The 17,616-nt window shown below is 39.0% G+C and carries 17 protein-coding genes; 7 read left to right on the forward strand and 10 right to left on the reverse strand.

Annotation, left to right across the window (positions count from 1 at the left end; translation table 11 throughout):
• The first annotated feature begins 127 nt into the window (after positions 1–127).
• The 5 genes from moaC to H4J41_RS00745 all read left to right on the forward strand — a co-directional run bounded on the left by moaC (position 128) and on the right by H4J41_RS00745 (position 3,350).
• Positions 128–628, forward strand: a complete 501-nt coding sequence (gene moaC, locus H4J41_RS00725) for a cyclic pyranopterin monophosphate synthase MoaC (RefSeq protein WP_182135532.1) — start codon at positions 128–130, stop codon at positions 626–628.
• Between the two features lie 2 nt (positions 629–630).
• Positions 631–879 carry a molybdopterin synthase sulfur carrier subunit gene (moaD, locus tag H4J41_RS00730; protein ID WP_182135531.1) on the forward strand — a complete coding sequence of 83 codons (249 nt, stop codon included), beginning with the start codon at positions 631–633 and terminating at the stop codon, positions 877–879.
• Between the two features lies 1 nt (position 880).
• Positions 881–1,339 carry a molybdopterin synthase catalytic subunit MoaE gene (gene moaE, locus H4J41_RS00735; protein ID WP_182135530.1) on the forward strand — a complete coding sequence of 153 codons (459 nt, stop codon included), beginning with the start codon at positions 881–883 and terminating at the stop codon, positions 1,337–1,339.
• 17 nt (positions 1,340–1,356) lie between these two features.
• Positions 1,357–1,563 carry a DUF1653 domain-containing protein gene (locus H4J41_RS00740; RefSeq protein ID WP_182135529.1) on the forward strand — a complete coding sequence of 69 codons (207 nt, stop codon included), beginning with the start codon at positions 1,357–1,359 and terminating at the stop codon, positions 1,561–1,563.
• 869 nt (positions 1,564–2,432) lie between these two features.
• Positions 2,433–3,350 carry a tetratricopeptide repeat protein gene (locus tag H4J41_RS00745; protein WP_182135528.1) on the forward strand — a complete coding sequence of 306 codons (918 nt, stop codon included), beginning with the start codon at positions 2,433–2,435 and terminating at the stop codon, positions 3,348–3,350.
• 11 nt (positions 3,351–3,361) lie between these two features.
• Here H4J41_RS00745 and H4J41_RS00750 read toward each other — a convergent pair whose 3' ends face one another.
• Positions 3,362–4,330, reverse strand: a complete 969-nt coding sequence (locus H4J41_RS00750; protein WP_182135527.1) for an NAD(P)H-quinone oxidoreductase — start codon at positions 4,328–4,330, stop codon at positions 3,362–3,364.
• Between the two features lie 83 nt (positions 4,331–4,413).
• A complete protein-coding gene (locus tag H4J41_RS00755) occupies positions 4,414–4,683 on the reverse strand; it encodes an acylphosphatase (RefSeq protein ID WP_182135526.1) in 270 nt (89 codons plus the stop codon).
• 163 nt (positions 4,684–4,846) lie between these two features.
• Between H4J41_RS00755 and H4J41_RS00760 the strand changes: the two genes are divergently transcribed.
• On the forward strand, positions 4,847–6,037 hold the full coding sequence (locus H4J41_RS00760) for a class I SAM-dependent methyltransferase (RefSeq protein WP_182135525.1): 1,191 nt from the start codon (positions 4,847–4,849) through the stop codon (positions 6,035–6,037).
• Positions 6,038–6,140: 103 nt separating this feature from the next.
• Here H4J41_RS00760 and H4J41_RS00765 read toward each other — a convergent pair whose 3' ends face one another.
• From H4J41_RS00765 to H4J41_RS00785, 5 genes are all read right to left on the reverse strand, one after another.
• Positions 6,141–6,440, reverse strand: a complete 300-nt coding sequence (locus tag H4J41_RS00765) for a PilZ domain-containing protein (RefSeq protein ID WP_182135524.1) — start codon at positions 6,438–6,440, stop codon at positions 6,141–6,143.
• An 82-nt stretch (positions 6,441–6,522) separates the two neighbouring features.
• Entirely contained in the window at positions 6,523–10,509 is a 3,987-nt protein-coding gene (gene hrpA / locus H4J41_RS00770) for an ATP-dependent RNA helicase HrpA (protein WP_220460833.1), read from the reverse strand.
• Positions 10,510–11,789: 1,280 nt separating this feature from the next.
• Positions 11,790–12,575, reverse strand: coding sequence for a hypothetical protein (locus tag H4J41_RS00775; protein WP_182135523.1), 786 nt, complete (start codon positions 12,573–12,575; stop codon positions 11,790–11,792).
• A gap of 141 nt (positions 12,576–12,716) precedes the next feature.
• Positions 12,717–13,157 carry a CreA family protein gene (locus H4J41_RS00780; RefSeq protein ID WP_182135554.1) on the reverse strand — a complete coding sequence of 147 codons (441 nt, stop codon included), beginning with the start codon at positions 13,155–13,157 and terminating at the stop codon, positions 12,717–12,719.
• Between the two features lie 187 nt (positions 13,158–13,344).
• Entirely contained in the window at positions 13,345–14,391 is a 1,047-nt protein-coding gene (locus tag H4J41_RS00785; protein WP_182135522.1) for an isoaspartyl peptidase/L-asparaginase family protein, read from the reverse strand.
• Between the two features lie 272 nt (positions 14,392–14,663).
• Here H4J41_RS00785 and H4J41_RS00790 point away from each other — a divergent pair, with 272 nt between their 5' ends.
• Positions 14,664–15,473 (forward strand): crotonase/enoyl-CoA hydratase family protein, encoded by an 810-nt coding sequence (locus H4J41_RS00790; RefSeq protein WP_182135521.1) that lies wholly within the window; start codon positions 14,664–14,666, stop codon positions 15,471–15,473.
• Positions 15,474–16,160: 687 nt separating this feature from the next.
• Here the strand turns inward: H4J41_RS00790 and H4J41_RS00795 are convergent.
• The 3 genes from H4J41_RS00795 to H4J41_RS00805 all read right to left on the reverse strand — a co-directional run bounded on the left by H4J41_RS00795 (position 16,161) and on the right by H4J41_RS00805 (position 17,615).
• Positions 16,161–16,379, reverse strand: coding sequence for a DUF2986 domain-containing protein (locus H4J41_RS00795; protein WP_182135520.1), 219 nt, complete (start codon positions 16,377–16,379; stop codon positions 16,161–16,163).
• A 161-nt stretch (positions 16,380–16,540) separates the two neighbouring features.
• On the reverse strand, positions 16,541–16,801 hold the full coding sequence (locus H4J41_RS00800) for a DUF5062 family protein (RefSeq protein ID WP_182135519.1): 261 nt from the start codon (positions 16,799–16,801) through the stop codon (positions 16,541–16,543).
• Positions 16,802–17,045: 244 nt separating this feature from the next.
• Positions 17,046–17,615 carry a DUF3087 family protein gene (locus H4J41_RS00805; RefSeq protein WP_182135518.1) on the reverse strand — a complete coding sequence of 190 codons (570 nt, stop codon included), beginning with the start codon at positions 17,613–17,615 and terminating at the stop codon, positions 17,046–17,048.
• Position 17,616: the final 1 nt, after the last annotated feature.

Raw genomic sequence — 17,616 nt, forward strand, 5'->3', positions numbered from 1 at the left:
AATCACTTGATACTAATATCAAATCACTTTTCTTAATATAAATCACTAAATATACCTTCAGATAAGGTACTATAAACGGTGAATTTACATAAAGCTGAATAGCTAATAATTAAGAGAATATTTTTTGATGAGCGACGAATTTACTCATATCAATGCTAATGGTGATGCCCATATGGTTGATGTAACTGAAAAAATTGTTACTGAACGTACTGCCATTGCTCAAGCCTATATTGAAATGTCTGCGCAAACCCTGGCAATGATTGTCGAAGGAAAACATCATAAAGGTGACGTATTTGCCACCGCCAGAATTGCTGGCATTATGGCGGCAAAAAAAACCAGTGAGCTTATTCCGCTTTGTCACCCGCTTATGCTGACAAAAATAGAAGTCGACATAATCGCAGAGCCAAAGCAAAACCGGGTAAAAATCACTGCGCTCTGTAAGCTTTCAGGGAAAACAGGGGTAGAAATGGAAGCATTAACCGCCGCTTCAACCGCCGCCCTGACGATTTACGATATGTGTAAAGCGGTACAAAAAGACATGATTATTACCAATATCCATTTATGTGAAAAACAAGGTGGAAAATCAGGCAGCTATCTTCATACCCCTGCGACTCAAGAAAGGATCTAATCATGATAAAAGTTTTGTTTTTTGCTCGCCTACGCGAACAATTATCCACCGATAGCTTGCAAATATTGGCCAGTGAAAATATGACAACAGAGCTAATTCGACAACAACTCGCTAACACAGATGATTTATGGGCCAAAGTTATGTCGGCTGATAGCTTACTTGTTGCGGTTAATCAGCAGATCACCGATTGGTCACATAGTGTCAATGCCGGTGATGAAGTCGCTTTTTTCCCTCCTGTTACCGGAGGCTAATATGATCAACGTACAACAGAATGATTTTATTGTTGCAGATGAGTATCAAAAACTCGCAGATGACAACCAAGATGGCGCTGTAGTAACTTTTGTTGGTAAAGTTCGAGACTTTAATGAAGGGCTTGGAGTGCAAGGGTTATCGCTAGAGCACTACCCTGGCATGACAGAGAAGGTATTGAGTGAAATAGAGGCTGAAGCGCGCGACCACTGGCCGCTTAATAAGGTGACTATTATTCATCGCGTTGGCGATTTAACCCTTGGCGAACAAATTGTCTTTATTGGTGTCACGAGCCCACATCGAAGAGCGGCCTTTGCTGCTTGTGAATTTCTTATCGATTTTTTAAAAACCAAAGCCCCGTTTTGGAAAAAAGAGTTAACCAGTGAAGGCAGTAAATGGTTAGAAGCCAAAGCCAGTGACAGTAAAATTTCACAACAATGGTCGACAAAACTAACAAACTAGAAACAATGAGATTATTCATGCTAAAAATCGGACGTTATCAACATTTTAAAGGTAATTTTTACCAAGTACTACACTTAGCAACCCACAGTGAAACTGAAGAAACCATGGTGGTTTATCAACCTGAATACGGTGAAAGAGCGATTTGGGTTAGGCCACTTGCTATGTTTGATGAAATCATTGAAAGAGATGGAAAGCAGCTTAAACGCTTTCAATATGTTGGTTAAGATAGTTAAGATGGTTAACTAAAAATGTAGATTGTACTTTTATCCATCACGTTAAGTTAAATTTAACTTTCTTGCGCATCAATGCGAACGAGCAAAAAATAATACCTGCTGTAAATGTTTATTGATCCCGTCACGTTAATAGCCAGCTTAACAGTTGACAGACTAAAGTCCATCCTACAAAACACCGACAAAGCAATTGCCTAATGCTACATATCACCCGTAGGCTTTATGTGGATTCAATGTAGGTTGGACTTTAGTCCATCAGGTTAAATGAAATTTAACCTTCTTTAGCATTAATACGTACGAGCAAAAAATAATACCTGCTGCAAATCTTTGTTGGTCCCATCACGTTATTAGCCAGCTTAACATTTGACAGACTGAAGTCCGTCCTACAAAACACCGACAAAAACAAGTACCCAACATTACATTATCACCCGTAGGCTTTATGTGGATTCAATGTAGGTTGAACTTTAGTCCATCAGGTTAAATGAAATTTAACTGTGTTTGTTATAAATGCCGAGCGAAAAAATTCCTGCTGCAAATGTTTGTTGGTCCTATCTTGTTATTAGCCCGCTTAACAGTTGACGGACTAAAGTCCGACCTACAAAAAACCGACAGAAAAAATCACCCAACGCTAAATGAGGAAATCAAAGCCCTATTTGAAGGTAATTGTTGTTCTGTTATAGATGTTGGATAGACCACGCTAGTCCAAAGTGCTGGGTTTACGACACCTAGTACTTACTGTCTTGACTCTATTTATTTAGCCAGCATTTCCAAGATGTTAATAATATTGCCATTGAAGATGTTAGAGTTCATGATAGTTTGCTAATAGAGTTTGTCAGGCTAATTCATCTTTATAGGGATATATAATGTTTAAAGTAAGTAGGGTTGAAAATAGTAACAACGAACAAGTTCAGCGACTCAAACTATCGGCTTTTATACCGACATTTAAGCACTTTATAGCTTCAAAAAAATCATTATTAATCCCCGTATTATTTTTTCTGGCCTATTATAGCTATTATGTTATTTATCAAACCAATCGTGATCAACAACAAACCCGCCAAATAGTAGCAGCACCAAAAATCAATGATATTTATTTGTTTAATTTTCGTATAGTCAGCCATAACCTAAGACCCAATGAAAAATATCGTATTGCCAAAGTAGTTGATATCACAGGTGACATTATTACCTTAGTTTATGGCAGTTTTTATTATCCCAACCAACACGCGACAATCAATAGTATTTATTATGGCCAGCTAACTTATAAAGACTACTTTGAAGCTAAGCGCTTTGATTATAACCATCATGAAATTCAACAAAAATTGGCTTCCGGTGCTATTTATCAAGCGATGCGACCTATTAACGACAAACTTTTAGGACAGCGCGTAGGGCCTGAGCCAAGAAAATATCGTAGTAATATTTTTATTCAAGGTCGACGAGAGAATTTAACGGGTGAGGCTTTCCTTAACCAGCGGTTCAGTGAAACCAATTTAAAACAAGCATTTGAGTTATTTACTACCTCTGCAAACTACAACTTTGCACAAGGACAAGTGAACCTTGCACAAATGTATATTAATGGACAATACGTAGAAAAAAACCTCAGCAAAGCACTTTATTGGCTGAATCAGGCGGCACTGCAAAGTCACAAACCGGCCATTTTAAAGTATGAAATTATCTGTAAACAACTTTCATCCTGCCAAATTTATGACTTTTTTCAAAACCTAGTTACAACGGGGGTTAATATTAAAGTACGCAGTTTAAGCACTGAACTGACCGTCGAAAACTAATGCTAATAGCACTAATCTACAGTGAGTATTAGTTTACCGATATTTTCATTATTCAACATAACCTGATGGGCAACTTCTGCCTCATGCCAGCTATATTGTTGGTAAATAACTGGGCTGATTGAGCCCACATCAAGGCAATGATAAAAGTCTTGCGTAAATGCTTTAATTAACTGGGTTTTATATTCATTACTTCGGCTACGTAATGTGGTGGCATGAATATTTACACGCTTAGCAAGCATTTTAGCGACATCAATATTTTCCGCAAAACGGCCACCTAGCATGGACAAGATAACAATATGACCATCTAGCGCACATACCTTAATGTTTTTGTTAAGATACTCGCCGGCAACCACATCGATAATAACGTCATAGCTGTGTTTTTGTTGTACTGCCCAAGTCACAAAGTCAGTTTCGTGATAATTTATCGCTTCATCCGCGCCCAGTGCTTTACAAGCTGCTACTTTGTCTTCATGACCGACAGTAACGGTTACTGAGCAATTAAGCTGTTTAGCTAGTTGAATAGCCGCCGTGCCTACACCACTAGCGCCGGCATGAATAAGTACCTTAGCATTTGGCTGTAAGTTAGCGATGGAAAATAAACATTGATAAGCGGTTAAATAAACTTCGGCTATTGCCGCGCCTTGGGCATAGCTTAAGTTTTCAGGCAACTTTATTAAGTGATCGGTTTTGACTTTAACGTATTCTGAGTAGGCGCCACCAGGCACAATAGCAAAAACCTTATCGCCAACATTCCAACTAGTTTGTAGCCCGCCAATAGCCACAAGTTCACCACAAGCTTCAATGCCGAGTATGCTTGATTCACCAGGCGGAGGTGGATACTGGCCTTTTTTTTGCAAAATATCTGCGCGATTAACACCAATAGCCCTGACTTTGATTAAGCATTCATCGTCACCTATTGCTGGCTTGTCAGTTTCATCTAGACTTAACTGCTGTTGATCATTAATGGCTATATAACGCAATTTATTTCCTTTTATCCACGGTTTATTATAATAACTAGTTTGCCTTAATTAACCTTAAATACCAACGTGATAAAGGTAGAAGTTCAGCTAATCGAAAAAAAATTATGTTCCTGAAATGGTACTTGCTTAACGTCAACCTTCACCACTTGTGCTTCTGGAGGACCTTTTGCTAACCACTTTAGCATTTTATCAATATTTTTCTCTTCACCGCACAGTAGCACTTCTACATCGCCATTAGTTAAATTACGCGCGTAACCACTTAAACTATGCTCAATCGCAACCTGTTGGCTAGAAACCCGAAAGTAAACGCCTTGAACCTTGCCACTGACATGTGCCATGTAACTTACATCCATTATTTTTCACCTTAAATTAAGCTTATTGCTATTGTTATTGTTATTGTTAACTTTCATTCCCATCAAAGTTTTGAAATGAAAAATAGTTAAAATTGACCATTGCACCCTCGCCATGCATTGACTACACTCGCGCCATTATTATTGTAATTATAAGTATAGGCCTATGTCAGCAAGAATTTATTTAAAAGTTGCTCGTGAGAAATCATTACGCCGAAAACATCCTTGGATTTTTTCTCAAGCAATTAACAAAATTAAAGGTAACCCATTACTTGGTGACACGGTTGATGTCTATGACAACAAAGGCAACTGGCTCGCTAAAGGCGCATATTCTCCAGAATCTCAAATTAGAATTCGGGTTTGGAGTTTTGATATTGATGAGGAAATTGATAGCAGCTTTTTTCGTAATAAATTGTTAAGTGCGCAAAAAAGACGCGACTGGTTTATCGAAAGAGACGGTTTAACCGGCTATCGACTTATTGCTGGCGAGTCTGATGGCCTGCCCGGTATCACCATAGATAAATACGACAACTTAATTGTTTGCCAATTACTGAGCGCCGGAGCAGACTTGCACCGCTATACCTTAGTTGAATGCCTTAAAGAACTTTATCCGGGTTGCCATATTTATGAGCGTTCAGATGTTGATGTGCGCAAAAAAGAAGGTTTAGAGCCAGTAACAGGTTGGTTAACTGAACCACAAGCATCAACAGAGTGTATTATTGAAGAATACGGTATTAAAATTCATGTTGATGTGGCTAAAGGCCATAAAACAGGTTTTTATTTAGATCAACGTGAATCTCGTCTTGCTGCAGGTAAATATGCCCGTGATAAGAGTGTATTAAACTGTTTCTCTTATACCGGCACTTTTGCGCTACATTGTGCAGCGGGCGGCGCTAAAGAAGTCATTAATGTTGATGTGTCTGAATCAGCATTAGACTTAGCCAAGAAAAACGTTGAGCTTAATCAGTTAGAAGATAAAAACATCTCATTCGTTAAAGCGGATGTTTTTAAATTATTGCGTCAATACCGTGAAGAAAAACGTACCTTTGACATGATAATTCTCGACCCACCTAAGTTTGTTGAATCAAAGGCTCAACTAACAGGTGCATGTCGTGGCTACAAAGATATCAATATGTTAGCAATGCAGTTGCTTAACCCTAATGGTATTTTGTTAACTTTTTCTTGCTCTGGTTTAATGGAATCAAGTTTATTTCAAAAAGTGGTTGCTGATGGGGCATTAGACGCGAAAAGAAATGCTTACTTTGTTGATCGATTACACCAAGCCGCGGATCATCCGGTATCGTCAAATTACCCTGAAGGTTATTATCTTAAAGGTTTGGTCTGCCAAGTTGAGTAACTTGACTATATAAAGCAATATTTAGCCACTAGCTATTAGTGGCTAAATATTAGTAGCTTAATAAGAGCAGCTGGACTTTTTCTAGCTACTAATTTCCGCTGACTTAATCAATCTCAGTAATATTAACGCCAATCAAATAACAGTTTGCGCTATCTTCCGTTACTCTCACTACTTTGCCTGTAGCATTTAAGGGTAGCACAGCATTGTTGACCGACTGAACACTGATACGCACCGCTGTATTTATTTCTAATGGGTGCTGCATCTCAATCGCTATACCCGTTGCACTTAAATCACGACATGTGACTAAAGCCTTGCTATTAGCTTCATCGTCAATAATGGTCAAGGTTACTTCACTGTTTAACATCATGCGATAAAAGTTCCGTTTATCATCGTAATTAGCCATCACTACTCCATTGTATTTTTATCGTTAGTACACTTTCATTTATACTCATGGTAACGATAACTGTCAAATTATTGTACTAAAATTATGCATGTTCTTTGATGTAGTTCAATATTCTTTTAGCTGAAATTGGAAAAGGTGTTTTTAAATTTTGTGCAAAAAGTGATACCCGCAACTCTTCTATCATCCAATAACCTTGTATTAAGGCTTTACTTATTGGTTGACCCTTAGGTTGTTGAGCAATGACTGTATCTAATGATTTTTGCACTTTTTCAAGCTCTAACATTTTCAGTCGGTCTTGGTTAGAGTCTATTTGCAACTTTTCTAATCGTCGTAACATGGCGCTTAAATAACGGGCAATATCATCCAAACGCTGGTATCCCGCTTTAGTGATAAAGCCCTTAAAAACTAGGGCCTCTAATTGGCTTTTAATATCACCATGAGATTGCACAACATTTAACGACATTTTGCCTTTCATTTTTTTGCGTACATCATGTGCCAGACTTAATACTCGCTCGACTTTAATCGCCGCACTTAAGACACAATCTGCAATTTCTGCACGAACATGTTCTTTGCAGGCTTCAAACTCTGCTTGAGCACGAGGTAAGTCGCCGTATTCGTTAACTAAAAATTGACAGCCAGCAAGGATACAGTCATCTAACAAATCAGTTATCGAACCAAAGGGATTAAAATACAGCCCTAATTTAGCTTTATTGGGTAACTTTTCCTGCAAATATTTTATTGGCGACGGTATGCTCAGTAAAACAAGTCGACTGACCCCGTCAAGCATGGCTTGTTCAGCTAAACTTTCATGTTCAAATAACTCGATAGCAACAGACTTATTTTTATCCACCAAAGCTGGAAAGGCTTTTATGGTGATATTAGCGACTTTCTTTTCATAGCTTTTTGGCAAGCTTTTAAAGTCCCACTGGTCGATATTACTCCGTTCAATACCTTTGTCAGCGACCTTTTTAATCGACGCTTGCACCTTACCTTGTAAACTGTCTTTTAATTCGTCAAGCTTGCGACCTTGTTGGATCAATTTGCCATGTTCATTAACAATTTTAAAATTCATCGATAAATGCGGTACTAGCGCTAAACCTTGCCAAGCGTCTTCAGGTAGACGAGCACCGGTCATTCTTAACAACTGTTTTTCAATGGCGGTAGTTAATGCTACATCAGCGTTAGTTATTGCCGCTAAACAAGCTTCGGCGTAATTAGGCGCAGGCACGAAATTACGCCTTAATGCTTTAGGTAAAGCTCGAATTAATGCCGTAATAAGTTCAAGCCGTAAAGCGGGGATCAACCAATCAAAACCAATGTTTTCCACTTGATTTAATATCCCTAGCGGTATCAAAACACTGATACCGTCGTCGACATCCCCCGGGTTAAAATGATAACTCAGCGGTAAGGTTAAACTGCCTTGCTGCCAGGTTTCAGGATATTCAGTGGCCGATAACTTAACCGCACTTTCTTTTAACAAAAAGGCTTTGGTAAAGTTTAATAGTTTGGCGTCGGCTTGTTTTTGCTTTTTCCACCATGCTAAAAAGCTGCGTTGACAATTAACGTTCTCTGGTAGTTTTTCGGTATAAAAATCAACTAACTGTTGCTCTTCAATCAAAAAATCTCTGCGTCGAGCTTTTTGCTCTAATGCTTCAATTTCATTCACTAATTGACGATTATCTTTTAAAAATACCTCTTTAATCGTGCTTTCACCGTTAACTAACGCCTCGCGGATAAAAATTTCACGACAGGTATCAGGTTCAATTTGATTAAAGTGCACACTACGCTTAGCAACAATAATCAGGCCGTAGAGTGATACTTGCTCAAAGCCCATCACAGCGCCCTGCTTTTTCTCCCAATGCGGTTCACTGTAGCTGCGTTTAACTAAATGTTGAGCCAGGGGTTCAATCCACAAAGGGTCAATTTTCGCGGCCATACGGGCAAATAAACGGCTGGTTTCAACTAGCTCTGCCGCCATTAACCATTTAGGCGATTTTTTAGCTAAGGCAGAGCCTGGGAAAATAAAGAAGGTACTGCCACGTGCGCCTTTATATTCTCGGTTTTCATCTTGTTGACCTAGATGACTGAGTAAACCTGACAATATCGCTTGATGCACAATATCTACATTTGGATTAGTGGCGCTTTTTTCAGCTTCTTCTGATAAGTCTACTTCGATGCGGCTCATCGGAATTTTTAACTCGCGTAACGAATGCGTTAGCTGACTGTAGATGTCTTGCCACTCTCGAATACGCACATAGGACAAGAATTCTTTTTGACACATGCGACGAAATTGATTGTTGGTTAGTTGCTTTTGTTGTTCTTCAACATAACTCCACAGTTTTAATAAACCAACAAAATCAGATTCTTTGTTCTTAAAACGGCTATGTTTTTCATCTGCTGCTTGTTGCTTTTCGTGTGGGCGTTCACGTGGGTCTTGAATACTTAAGGCACTGACAATAATGAATATTTGTTCAATACAGCCTAAGTCTGACGCAGTTAAAATCATTTTAGCTAAACGGGGATCAATAGGGAATTTTGCTAAAGAGCGCCCTATTGGCGTTAAGGTCACTTTATTTGCCTTCGCGTCTATCGCGGCCAGCTCTTCTAATAACTTCACCCCATCAGTAATATTGCGATTATCTGGTGGTTGAACAAATGGAAAGTCAGCAATTTCGCCTAGATCTAAGGACAACATTTGCAATATAACGGTCGCTAAATTAGTGCGCAGTATTTCAGGGTCGGTAAATTCAGGGCGGTTTAAAAAGTCTTCTTCTGAATAAAGACGAATACAGACCCCTGACGATACACGGCCACAACGACCAGCACGCTGGTTAGCACTGGCTTGAGAAATAGCCTCTATCGGCAAGCGTTGCACTTTGGTGCGGTAACTATAGCGAGAAATTCTTGCGGTGCCTGGGTCAATAACATATTTAATACCCGGCACGGTTAAACTGGTTTCAGCAACGTTGGTGGCTAACACTATATTACGGCCAGTATGGGGTTTAAATATTAAATTTTGTTCGGCAACGGTTAAACGAGAATATAGCGGCAGCACATTAGTGTGGCGTAAGTTTGCTTTTTCTAATGAGCGTGCGGTATCTCGAATTTCTCGTTCACCGTTGAGAAACACTAATATATCGCCACTGTCATCGGCGCCTAACTCATCAACCGCATTAAGAATCCCTGAAATAATATCGCCATCATCATTGCTTTCATCACTTGCCTCGTTCAGGGGCCGATAACGCATTTCAACTGGAAAAGTTCGACCCGATACTTCAATAATGGGCGCAGGAACACCAGCAGCACTGGAAAAATGTTTGGCAAACTTTTCAGGGTCAATGGTTGCCGAAGTAATGATGATTTTTAGATCAGGACGTTTAGGGAGAATTTGGCGTAAATAACCGAGAATAAAATCAATGTTTAAACTACGTTCATGCGCTTCATCAATGATCAAGGTGTCGTATTGGCGTAACAAACGGTCTTTTTGCATCTCTGCCAACAAAATACCGTCAGTCATTAATTTGATATAGCTTTGCTTGCCCACTTGGTCATTAAAGCGCACTTTATAGCCAACGGCGTCACCTAATTTGGTGTTGAGTTCTTCTGCAATACGGTTTGCTACCGTTCTAGCAGCGATACGTCGGGGTTGAGTATGTCCAATAATACCGTCAATACCACGCCCAAGCTGCAAACATATTTTCGGAATTTGGGTGGTTTTACCTGAGCCAGTTTCGCCCGCAATAATAACCACTTGATTTTCATCAATAGCTTTAGCAATAACATCAACATTTTGTGAAACCGGTAAAGCTTCCGGGTAACTAAATTTAGGTACGTTAGCGAGACGAAGTTGTTTATTTTCTATCGATTGTTCAATCAATGCCGCTATTTGCTGTAAGCTTTTTTCTTGCTTACTCTGGTCAGTAATACTTTTAACACCCAATAAGCGCTTTTTAATGCGCGTTTTATCAGATAATTTAACCTGCTCTAAAAGGTTGAAAAGGGATTTTACGGTAACGTTTTTATTAGCTTTTTTAGTAGCAGTGGAAGTTGCGGTGATTGCAGTAGACAAGACAGACTCAAAACAGATAACAAAGAAGCTATATTAACAGGTAAGCAATGGCAAATGAATAAGTATATACCCGCTCTACTTGAAAATTGCCCGCTTAACGGTTGACGGAGTGAAGTTGGACCTAAAAAACAATTGCCCAACGCTATCTAATCACCTGTAGACCTGATGTAGGTTGAACTTCAGTCCATCAAGTTAAATGCAATTTAACCTTGCTCAACACATAGCCAAATAAAAATACCCGCGGCAGATCTGAGTTAACCTATCAGATTAACCGCTGGCTAAACGCTTGACGGACTAAAGTCCGACCTACAAAAAAATTGCCAAACGCTACGCAATTACCCGTAAGTTTTATCTGGGCCTTTGTAGGTTGGACTTTAGTCCATCAGGTTAAATGCAATTTAACTATCTTCGGCAAAATACTAAACGACACAAATCACACCTAGTTGCAGATATTTGTTAACCCATCGAGTTAATTGCCGGCTTAACCGTTGACGGACTAAAATCCGACCTACAAAAAATCGCCAAACGTTACGCAATTACCCGTAAGTTTTATCTGGGCCTTTGTAGGTTGGACTTCAGTCCATCAAGTTAAATGAAATTTAACTATCTTTGGCAAAATTCTAAACAACAAAAATCACACCTAGTTGCAGAGGTTTGTTAACCCATCGCGTTAATTGCCGGCTTAACCGTTGACGGACTAAAGTCCGACCTACAAAACAATTGCCAACGCTACGCAATTACCCGTAAGTTTTATCTGGGCCTTTGTAGGTTGGACTTTAGTCCATCAAGTTAAATGCAATTTAACTATCTTTAACAAAATTCTAAACAACAAAAATCACACCTAGTTGCAGAGGTTTGTTAACCCATCGCGTTAATTGCCGGCTTAACCGTTGACGGACTAAAATCCGACCTACAAAAAATCGCCAAACGCTACGCAATTACCCGTAAGTTTTATCTGGGCCTTTGTAGGTTGGACTTTAGTCCATCAAGTTAAATGCAATTTAACTATCTTTAACAAAATTCTAAACAACAGAAATCACACCTAGTTGCAGAGGTTTGTTAACCCATCGCGTTAATTGCCGGCTTAACCGTTGACGGACTAAAGTCCGACCTACAAAAGGTAAAAAATAGCTATACGTTAGATAAACCCCCATAAAAGCAATTTTGACTAAAGTACTAACTTTCTCTCTCCCCCTAAACCGTTGACTTCATAACCTAACAGCCCGGTCGTGCTATAGAGTCAAAACTTTTCACCTTTTTAGTTTTTTAGCTTTTGTAAATTATTCACTTACCAAAGCTAATAAGGCCGGTTGTGTCGTGCTTAAAAGTGATTGTTCAATGCTTTTATAAGCGTTAACAAAATCTTTTTTCAAATGTGACTTTAGATGGCCTTTAACATTTTTCATTGGCTCTTTTTTTAAAACGCAAAAAAGAGCCAATGCATATAAAGTTTCAGGTTCGGTTAATGCCGCTTGGCGGTTTAAACTGGCATTATTACAAGCGCCACAACCACCTTTAAATTGATAGGCTGTATTGGCAAAAATAACACCAAAGCCCATAAAACAAGCAACAAGATCTGTCGCTTGGGGTAAATATTCTTTACCTCCTGGCGGCATAACCTTGTTTGAAATCACCAAAATACTGGCCAGTGTTTGGCTAATAGCGGCAATTAAGTCTTGTGGTTGATTCACCTGGTTTGGCGTAAATCCCAGTATTAAGGCTCCATTGCCATTGCTTATGGCAACCTCAGCATGATCGCCTCGAATAATTGGCCCTAAACTCAAATCTTCAATGGCAGTATTTGATGCTGGTGTGGCTGATGAAAGTTGTATCGGCCACTTTTGCATGCCCGCATAGTTTTTGGTGTTGATGAACATAGCTTGAGCCATTTCATCAATACTGCTAACTTTGCCAGGATAAAACTCATTGGTCGGTAGTATTAAACGACTATCATTTTTAAGCACATTAATTTCAAAATTTTCAATGGCCCATGCAAAGGTATCAAATATCCAATTCTGGGTATTTTCATCAATAATTTCTTTCGGACTAAACAGTTTTGCTAACATAATTTATACTACTTTTTAAATCTTTACGCTTTGATTTTATGGGTTGTTAAGTAAACAACACTACAAATAAAATCAAAAGTTAACATGGGTTATATCCCACAAGTTAATGCTTCACTTTCATCAGTTAAAGGTCTTAAACATCTAGTTTTTCACATCTTGAGCCAAGGCCCATTGCCAAGCTTTAGTATTGTATAAAGGCACTGTTGATAATGAATGATGATGACTGCCAGACGACTCTTTCGTTGAATAAGACAGGTAAATAAGGCTTTTATTTTCAGCATCATAAATACGTCTGACTTTTAAGCTTTTAAATAAAATACTTTTTGACTCTTTAAAGACTACTTCACCATTTTTTGAACGATCAATTTTTGCTAAAGCTTGCGCGGATATTTCACCCGTTTGTCGACAAGCAATACTCATATCTGATGGATCAGAAAAATCTAAATCGGCTTCCACATGACTAATATGACATGTTACCCCAGTGACAATCGGGTCTTGCTTAGCGTTGATGACCACGTCTTTTGTGGTAAATAATCCTAGGCTAACTTTACCCACGTCATCTGAACAGCCAACAAGTACCATAGCGATAGATAAGCCTAGCAAGGTTTTCAAGTGGCTTATGTGAGGCCAATTAATAAAACGCCTTGAGGTAATTGAAGCTGTCGAAGTCACGCTATTTTTTGCAACGACTATTTTTTTTGAAGCCAATCTATTTTTTAAAACCAATCTGTTTTTTGAAATAAGTCTCGTATTCAAAATCATCAATTTTTTAATCATCTTTAAATATCCCAATAAATTCTGCACCATTTGACGATTTACTCGCGCGATACATACCTGTGCTATTAAATGGCATAGTAATATTACCCGCCGTATCAATCGCGATAATACCACCTGAGCCGCCAGCTTTAACTAAAACATCATTTATCACTACGTCTGCGGCTTTCTCAAGACTAATGCCCTGATACTGCATACGCGCACAGATATCTGCGGCGACATGATAGCGAATAAAATATTCACCGTGACCCGTTGCTGAAACAGCACAGCTGTCATTATTCGCGTATGTACCCGCACCAATAATGGGTGCGTCACCAATACGCCCAAAACGTTTCGCGGTCATGCCGCCTGTGCTAGTACCTGCTGTTAATGTACCTGATTTATCCAGTGCAACCGCGCCCACTGTGCCAAATTTATATTCATTACCTAGTGTTTGATGAGCAGCTTGAAAGTTTTCCAGCGTTTTTTCTTGCTCTACTAACTGCTTTTTAGCTTTTAATAACGACTGGTATCTTGCATCGGTATCAAAATAGCTATTTTCAACACTTGCTAAGCCTTGTTGTTGCGCAAAAACTTCCGCCCCTTCGCCACTGAGCATGACATGCACCGACTTTTCCATCACGGCTTCAGCTAACGCTATTGGGCTTTTGATGGTTTTCACTCCTGATACAGCGCCGGCATTTAAGGTTTTACCGTTCATTATAGAGGCATCAAGTTCATGCTCTCCATCAAAAGTGTAAACTGCGCCCTTGCCGGCATTGAACAATGGCGAATTTTCTAATATTTGAATAGCGGCAATAACAGCCGCTTGACTAGATTTTCCATCTGCTAACAGAGCATAACCGGCATCACGCGCTTGTTTTAACTTAGTTTCATAGGCGTTACGCTTTTCTGTAGTCATTTTACTTTTATTTATTGTGCCTGCGCCGCCGTGTATAGCGATAGCAAAAACCGGCTCTTGGTGAGCTTGCGCAGCAGCATGCATAAATAGCGGCACGCTTGCTAAGGTTAAAACAGTTGATAACAATAATTTGTTTTTCATGTGATTTCGCCGTAATGTTTGATGTAATATCGTTGCAACGCTTTGTATAATATTGCCACAATAATCAGGTGCTAAAAATATATGCTAACCCTATCGGCTAACCAGCTCAGCTAACAATGTGCGATAAATTCTCTACTTTTACAAGTTTTCAGCTTAGACAAAGCTAACTCAATGTAGACATTAATAAACGCTTTCGCTATGGTACTGGTCATACCATCAAATAACGTTAGCATAATATTTATAGCCTAATAGGCTATTGAGCTAGGACAGCCATGACTGAGCAACGCGTAAGTGTAGAGATCACCCATAATATTGCCCACGTTAAACTTAATCGTGCGGATAAGCTTAATGCCTTAGATATGCCAATGTTTATCGCCATTCGGCAGACGATAAAAACACTGCGTAAAAACCGTGACATTCGTGCGGTTATTTTATCAGGTAATGGCGACGACTTTTGCTCTGGCTTAGATGTTAAATCTATCATGAAATCGCCAATGAGCATGATCAAACTGCTATTTAAGGTCTTACCTTGGCATGCAAACTTAGCGCAAGTGGTGTCTACCGGTTGGCAGGATATTCCCGTACCCGTTATTTGCGCTATTCATGGCCGATGTTGGGGCGGCGGCTTACAAATAGCCTTAGGAGCAGATTTTAGGTTTGCTACACCAGACAGCTCATTATCTATCCTAGAAGGTAAATGGGGCTTAATACCTGATATGGGCGGCACAATAGCATTGCGCGACCTCCTCGCGATTGATCAAGCAAAAAAGCTCGCTATGACGGCAGAAGCGTTTACCGGCCAACAAGCGCTGGCCTTAAATTTAGTCACTGAAATCACAGCAAGTCCTCTAGCCGATGCACACACCTTCGCCCTTACTTTAATGCAACAATCACCTGACGCGATCGCAGCCAATAAAAAGCTTTATAACAAGAGTTGGCAAGGTAGCAAAGGTTGGGCGTTATTTCGTGAGTCTTATTATCAAATTAGAATTTTAATGGGTAAAAATGTTCATCGAAAAATTTATAATCAAACCCATAAAGCTGAACAGCACAAGCCATTTGTAGCGCGTAAAAAGTGGTAAAGTGCTGGCTGATTTTTTGTTATTTGGATTTCAATCCGTAAACTGTTAAACGAGTGATTAATCTGATGGACCAAAAAAATCTGCAGCTGTGTATTGTTTTATTGCTCAGTATCTATGCTAACAAGGTTAAATTTCATTTAACTTGATGGACTAAAGTCCACCCTACATAAGGCCTACGGGTGATAATGTCACGTTTAGTGATCATTTAGCGTTGGGTAATTTTTTGTAGGTCGGACTTTAGTCCGTCAATCGTTAAGCGAGTGATTAATCTGATGGACCAAAAAAATCTGCAGCTGTGTATTGTTTTATCGCTCAGTATCTATGCTAACAGGGTTAAATTTCATTTAACTTGATGGACTAAAGTCCACGCTACATAAGGCCTACGGGTGATAATGTCACGTTTAGTGATCATTTAGCGTTGGGTAATTTTTTGTAGGTCGGACTTTAGTCCGTCAATCGTTAAGCGAGTGATAAATCTGATGGACCAACAAAAATCTACAGTTGTGTATTGTTTTATCGCTCTGTACCTATGCCAACAGGGTTAAATTTCATTTAACTTGATGGACTAAAGTCCAACCTACATAGTACCTACGGGTGATGGTATCGCCTTGGGTACTATTTTGTAAGTCGTATTTAGTCGGTTTTAACCTTGCTAATTTTGTGCACATGTTAATAATTTATAGCTTATTATGAGCCACTATCAGTAACGCTATCCACAGCACTATCACCAACATTTTCAGGCGAGTTTTCTGTGCAATCAGCTAAATGAGTTTCAGCTTCTTTTTCTGCCACAGCCACACGGTCGGCCTTAGAAACATACTTAGGCTTGCTGGAGTTTTGCAACTTAGCATTCATTTTCTTAACTTTTGATTTTAAGGCTTGGTTAATTTTCTTTTTACGATTCATATAACTTGTTTGCTTCTCTATGACTATCAAGGATGTACTATAAAAAGTACTCTAAAAAATGTACTGTAAAAACGTTACGATGAACACGGCACTCATATCAAAGCCACTAATCTAAGCTAAGCATTATGCCCGCTAAGTTAGCGCCTGAGATAAATGCCTCGTTATTTCAGTAACGGATGATCTGCGGGTAACTGTTTGGCAATCCATAACGATAACTTATGTTTCATGCTGGCCAAGTCTTCAGCATCTTTTGGCAAAGGTTGAATAAGTTTATCATTGACCAATAATCGATATAAGCTTTCAATTTTGTCCTTTGCGGCGTTAGTGGTTGAAAAGCCTTTATAGCCACGATTTTTCGCATAACCTTCACCAATAACAATGGCTTTTTTCAATAATTCAGCTTCATTTTTTAACTTTTTCATTCGCGGTATATTTCCCTGTATTTTTATTCAATGACAAGCTCAGGTGTTAACCTTAAGATAAAAAATGAGCTTTGTTCATACTGAGTGATCATTTAATCAGTTCGTACAATTTACAGCACTGATATAAGAACCCTTACTATAAATTATGCTACGGCCTTATTAAGGTAAAAGGCTACTGTTTGGACTAGGTTATTGCGGCCTAAAGTAATCGAACCTCTCAGGGCATATCACTCACATGGGTATTTTAGTAATCTGCCAACAGTGATTTATTAAACTGATCGGTAGAGAGTGTTAAATTTTTATTTGCTATTCGCGTATTCAATTCACTAATATCTTTATCAAGTTTAGACATGGTTAAGGTGTTGTCATCTAATAAATAAATTTGCTTTAAACTGGCATAATAAAAATTTAAAATAATCAGTGCATTAACATTGTCATTGGCAGCGGCGGATTTTATTTTTTTCAGTTTACGATATATCGCGTTTTGTTGCTGCTTAATTTGCCAAACATAATACACTTCACTAAAAAATGCACTGGCTCGTAGGCGATGCAAAGCAAAAACACAGGTTAATAATGCCAATAATACCCCAATAAAATTATACCTAAAATTACTTTCTGATGCGGCGCCATCCTTTGTCAACTCACCTGCCGCTTTAACTGCCGGCTCCGGGGTTATATTGCCAACATCAGCAAATAGCATGATCAAAGCTTGTCCGTAAGCCAAAGCTAAAATAAGCAAACTAGCAATAAAGCTGACAATAATAATATTGAGGTGTTTACGGTAAACGGGTTTTTCAATGTCTTTTAATTTCATT

Origin of the sequence: Colwellia sp. MB3u-45 (assembly GCF_014077005.1) — a bacterium.
Classification (GTDB): Bacteria; Pseudomonadota; Gammaproteobacteria; order Enterobacterales; family Alteromonadaceae; genus Cognaticolwellia.

Bases quoted from the DNA above. Each gene is read 5' to 3' on its own strand.
- H4J41_RS00800 (WP_182135519.1), bottom strand. From the start codon at position 16,801: ATGAAAAAGTTAAAAAATGAAGCTGAATTATTGAAAAAAGCCATTGTT.
- H4J41_RS00775 (WP_182135523.1), bottom strand. From the start codon at position 12,575: ATGTTAGCAAAACTGTTTAGTCCGAAAGAAATTATTGATGAAAATACC.
- H4J41_RS00760 (WP_182135525.1), top strand. From the start codon at position 4,847: ATGTCAGCAAGAATTTATTTAAAAGTTGCTCGTGAGAAATCATTACGC.
- H4J41_RS00795 (WP_182135520.1), bottom strand. From the start codon at position 16,379: ATGAATCGTAAAAAGAAAATTAACCAAGCCTTAAAATCAAAAGTTAAG.
- H4J41_RS00805 (WP_182135518.1), bottom strand. From the start codon at position 17,615: ATGAAATTAAAAGACATTGAAAAACCCGTTTACCGTAAACACCTCAAT.
- H4J41_RS00765 (WP_182135524.1), bottom strand. From the start codon at position 6,440: ATGGCTAATTACGATGATAAACGGAACTTTTATCGCATGATGTTAAAC.
- H4J41_RS00740 (WP_182135529.1), top strand. From the start codon at position 1,357: ATGCTAAAAATCGGACGTTATCAACATTTTAAAGGTAATTTTTACCAA.
- moaE (WP_182135530.1), top strand. From the start codon at position 881: ATGATCAACGTACAACAGAATGATTTTATTGTTGCAGATGAGTATCAA.
- H4J41_RS00780 (WP_182135554.1), bottom strand. From the start codon at position 13,157: ATGGTACTTGTTGGCTGTTCAGATGACGTGGGTAAAGTTAGCCTAGGA.
- H4J41_RS00790 (WP_182135521.1), top strand. From the start codon at position 14,664: ATGACTGAGCAACGCGTAAGTGTAGAGATCACCCATAATATTGCCCAC.
- moaC (WP_182135532.1), top strand. From the start codon at position 128: ATGAGCGACGAATTTACTCATATCAATGCTAATGGTGATGCCCATATG.
- H4J41_RS00745 (WP_182135528.1), top strand. From the start codon at position 2,433: ATGTTTAAAGTAAGTAGGGTTGAAAATAGTAACAACGAACAAGTTCAG.
- moaD (WP_182135531.1), top strand. From the start codon at position 631: ATGATAAAAGTTTTGTTTTTTGCTCGCCTACGCGAACAATTATCCACC.
- H4J41_RS00785 (WP_182135522.1), bottom strand. From the start codon at position 14,391: ATGAAAAACAAATTATTGTTATCAACTGTTTTAACCTTAGCAAGCGTG.
- H4J41_RS00755 (WP_182135526.1), bottom strand. From the start codon at position 4,683: ATGGATGTAAGTTACATGGCACATGTCAGTGGCAAGGTTCAAGGCGTT.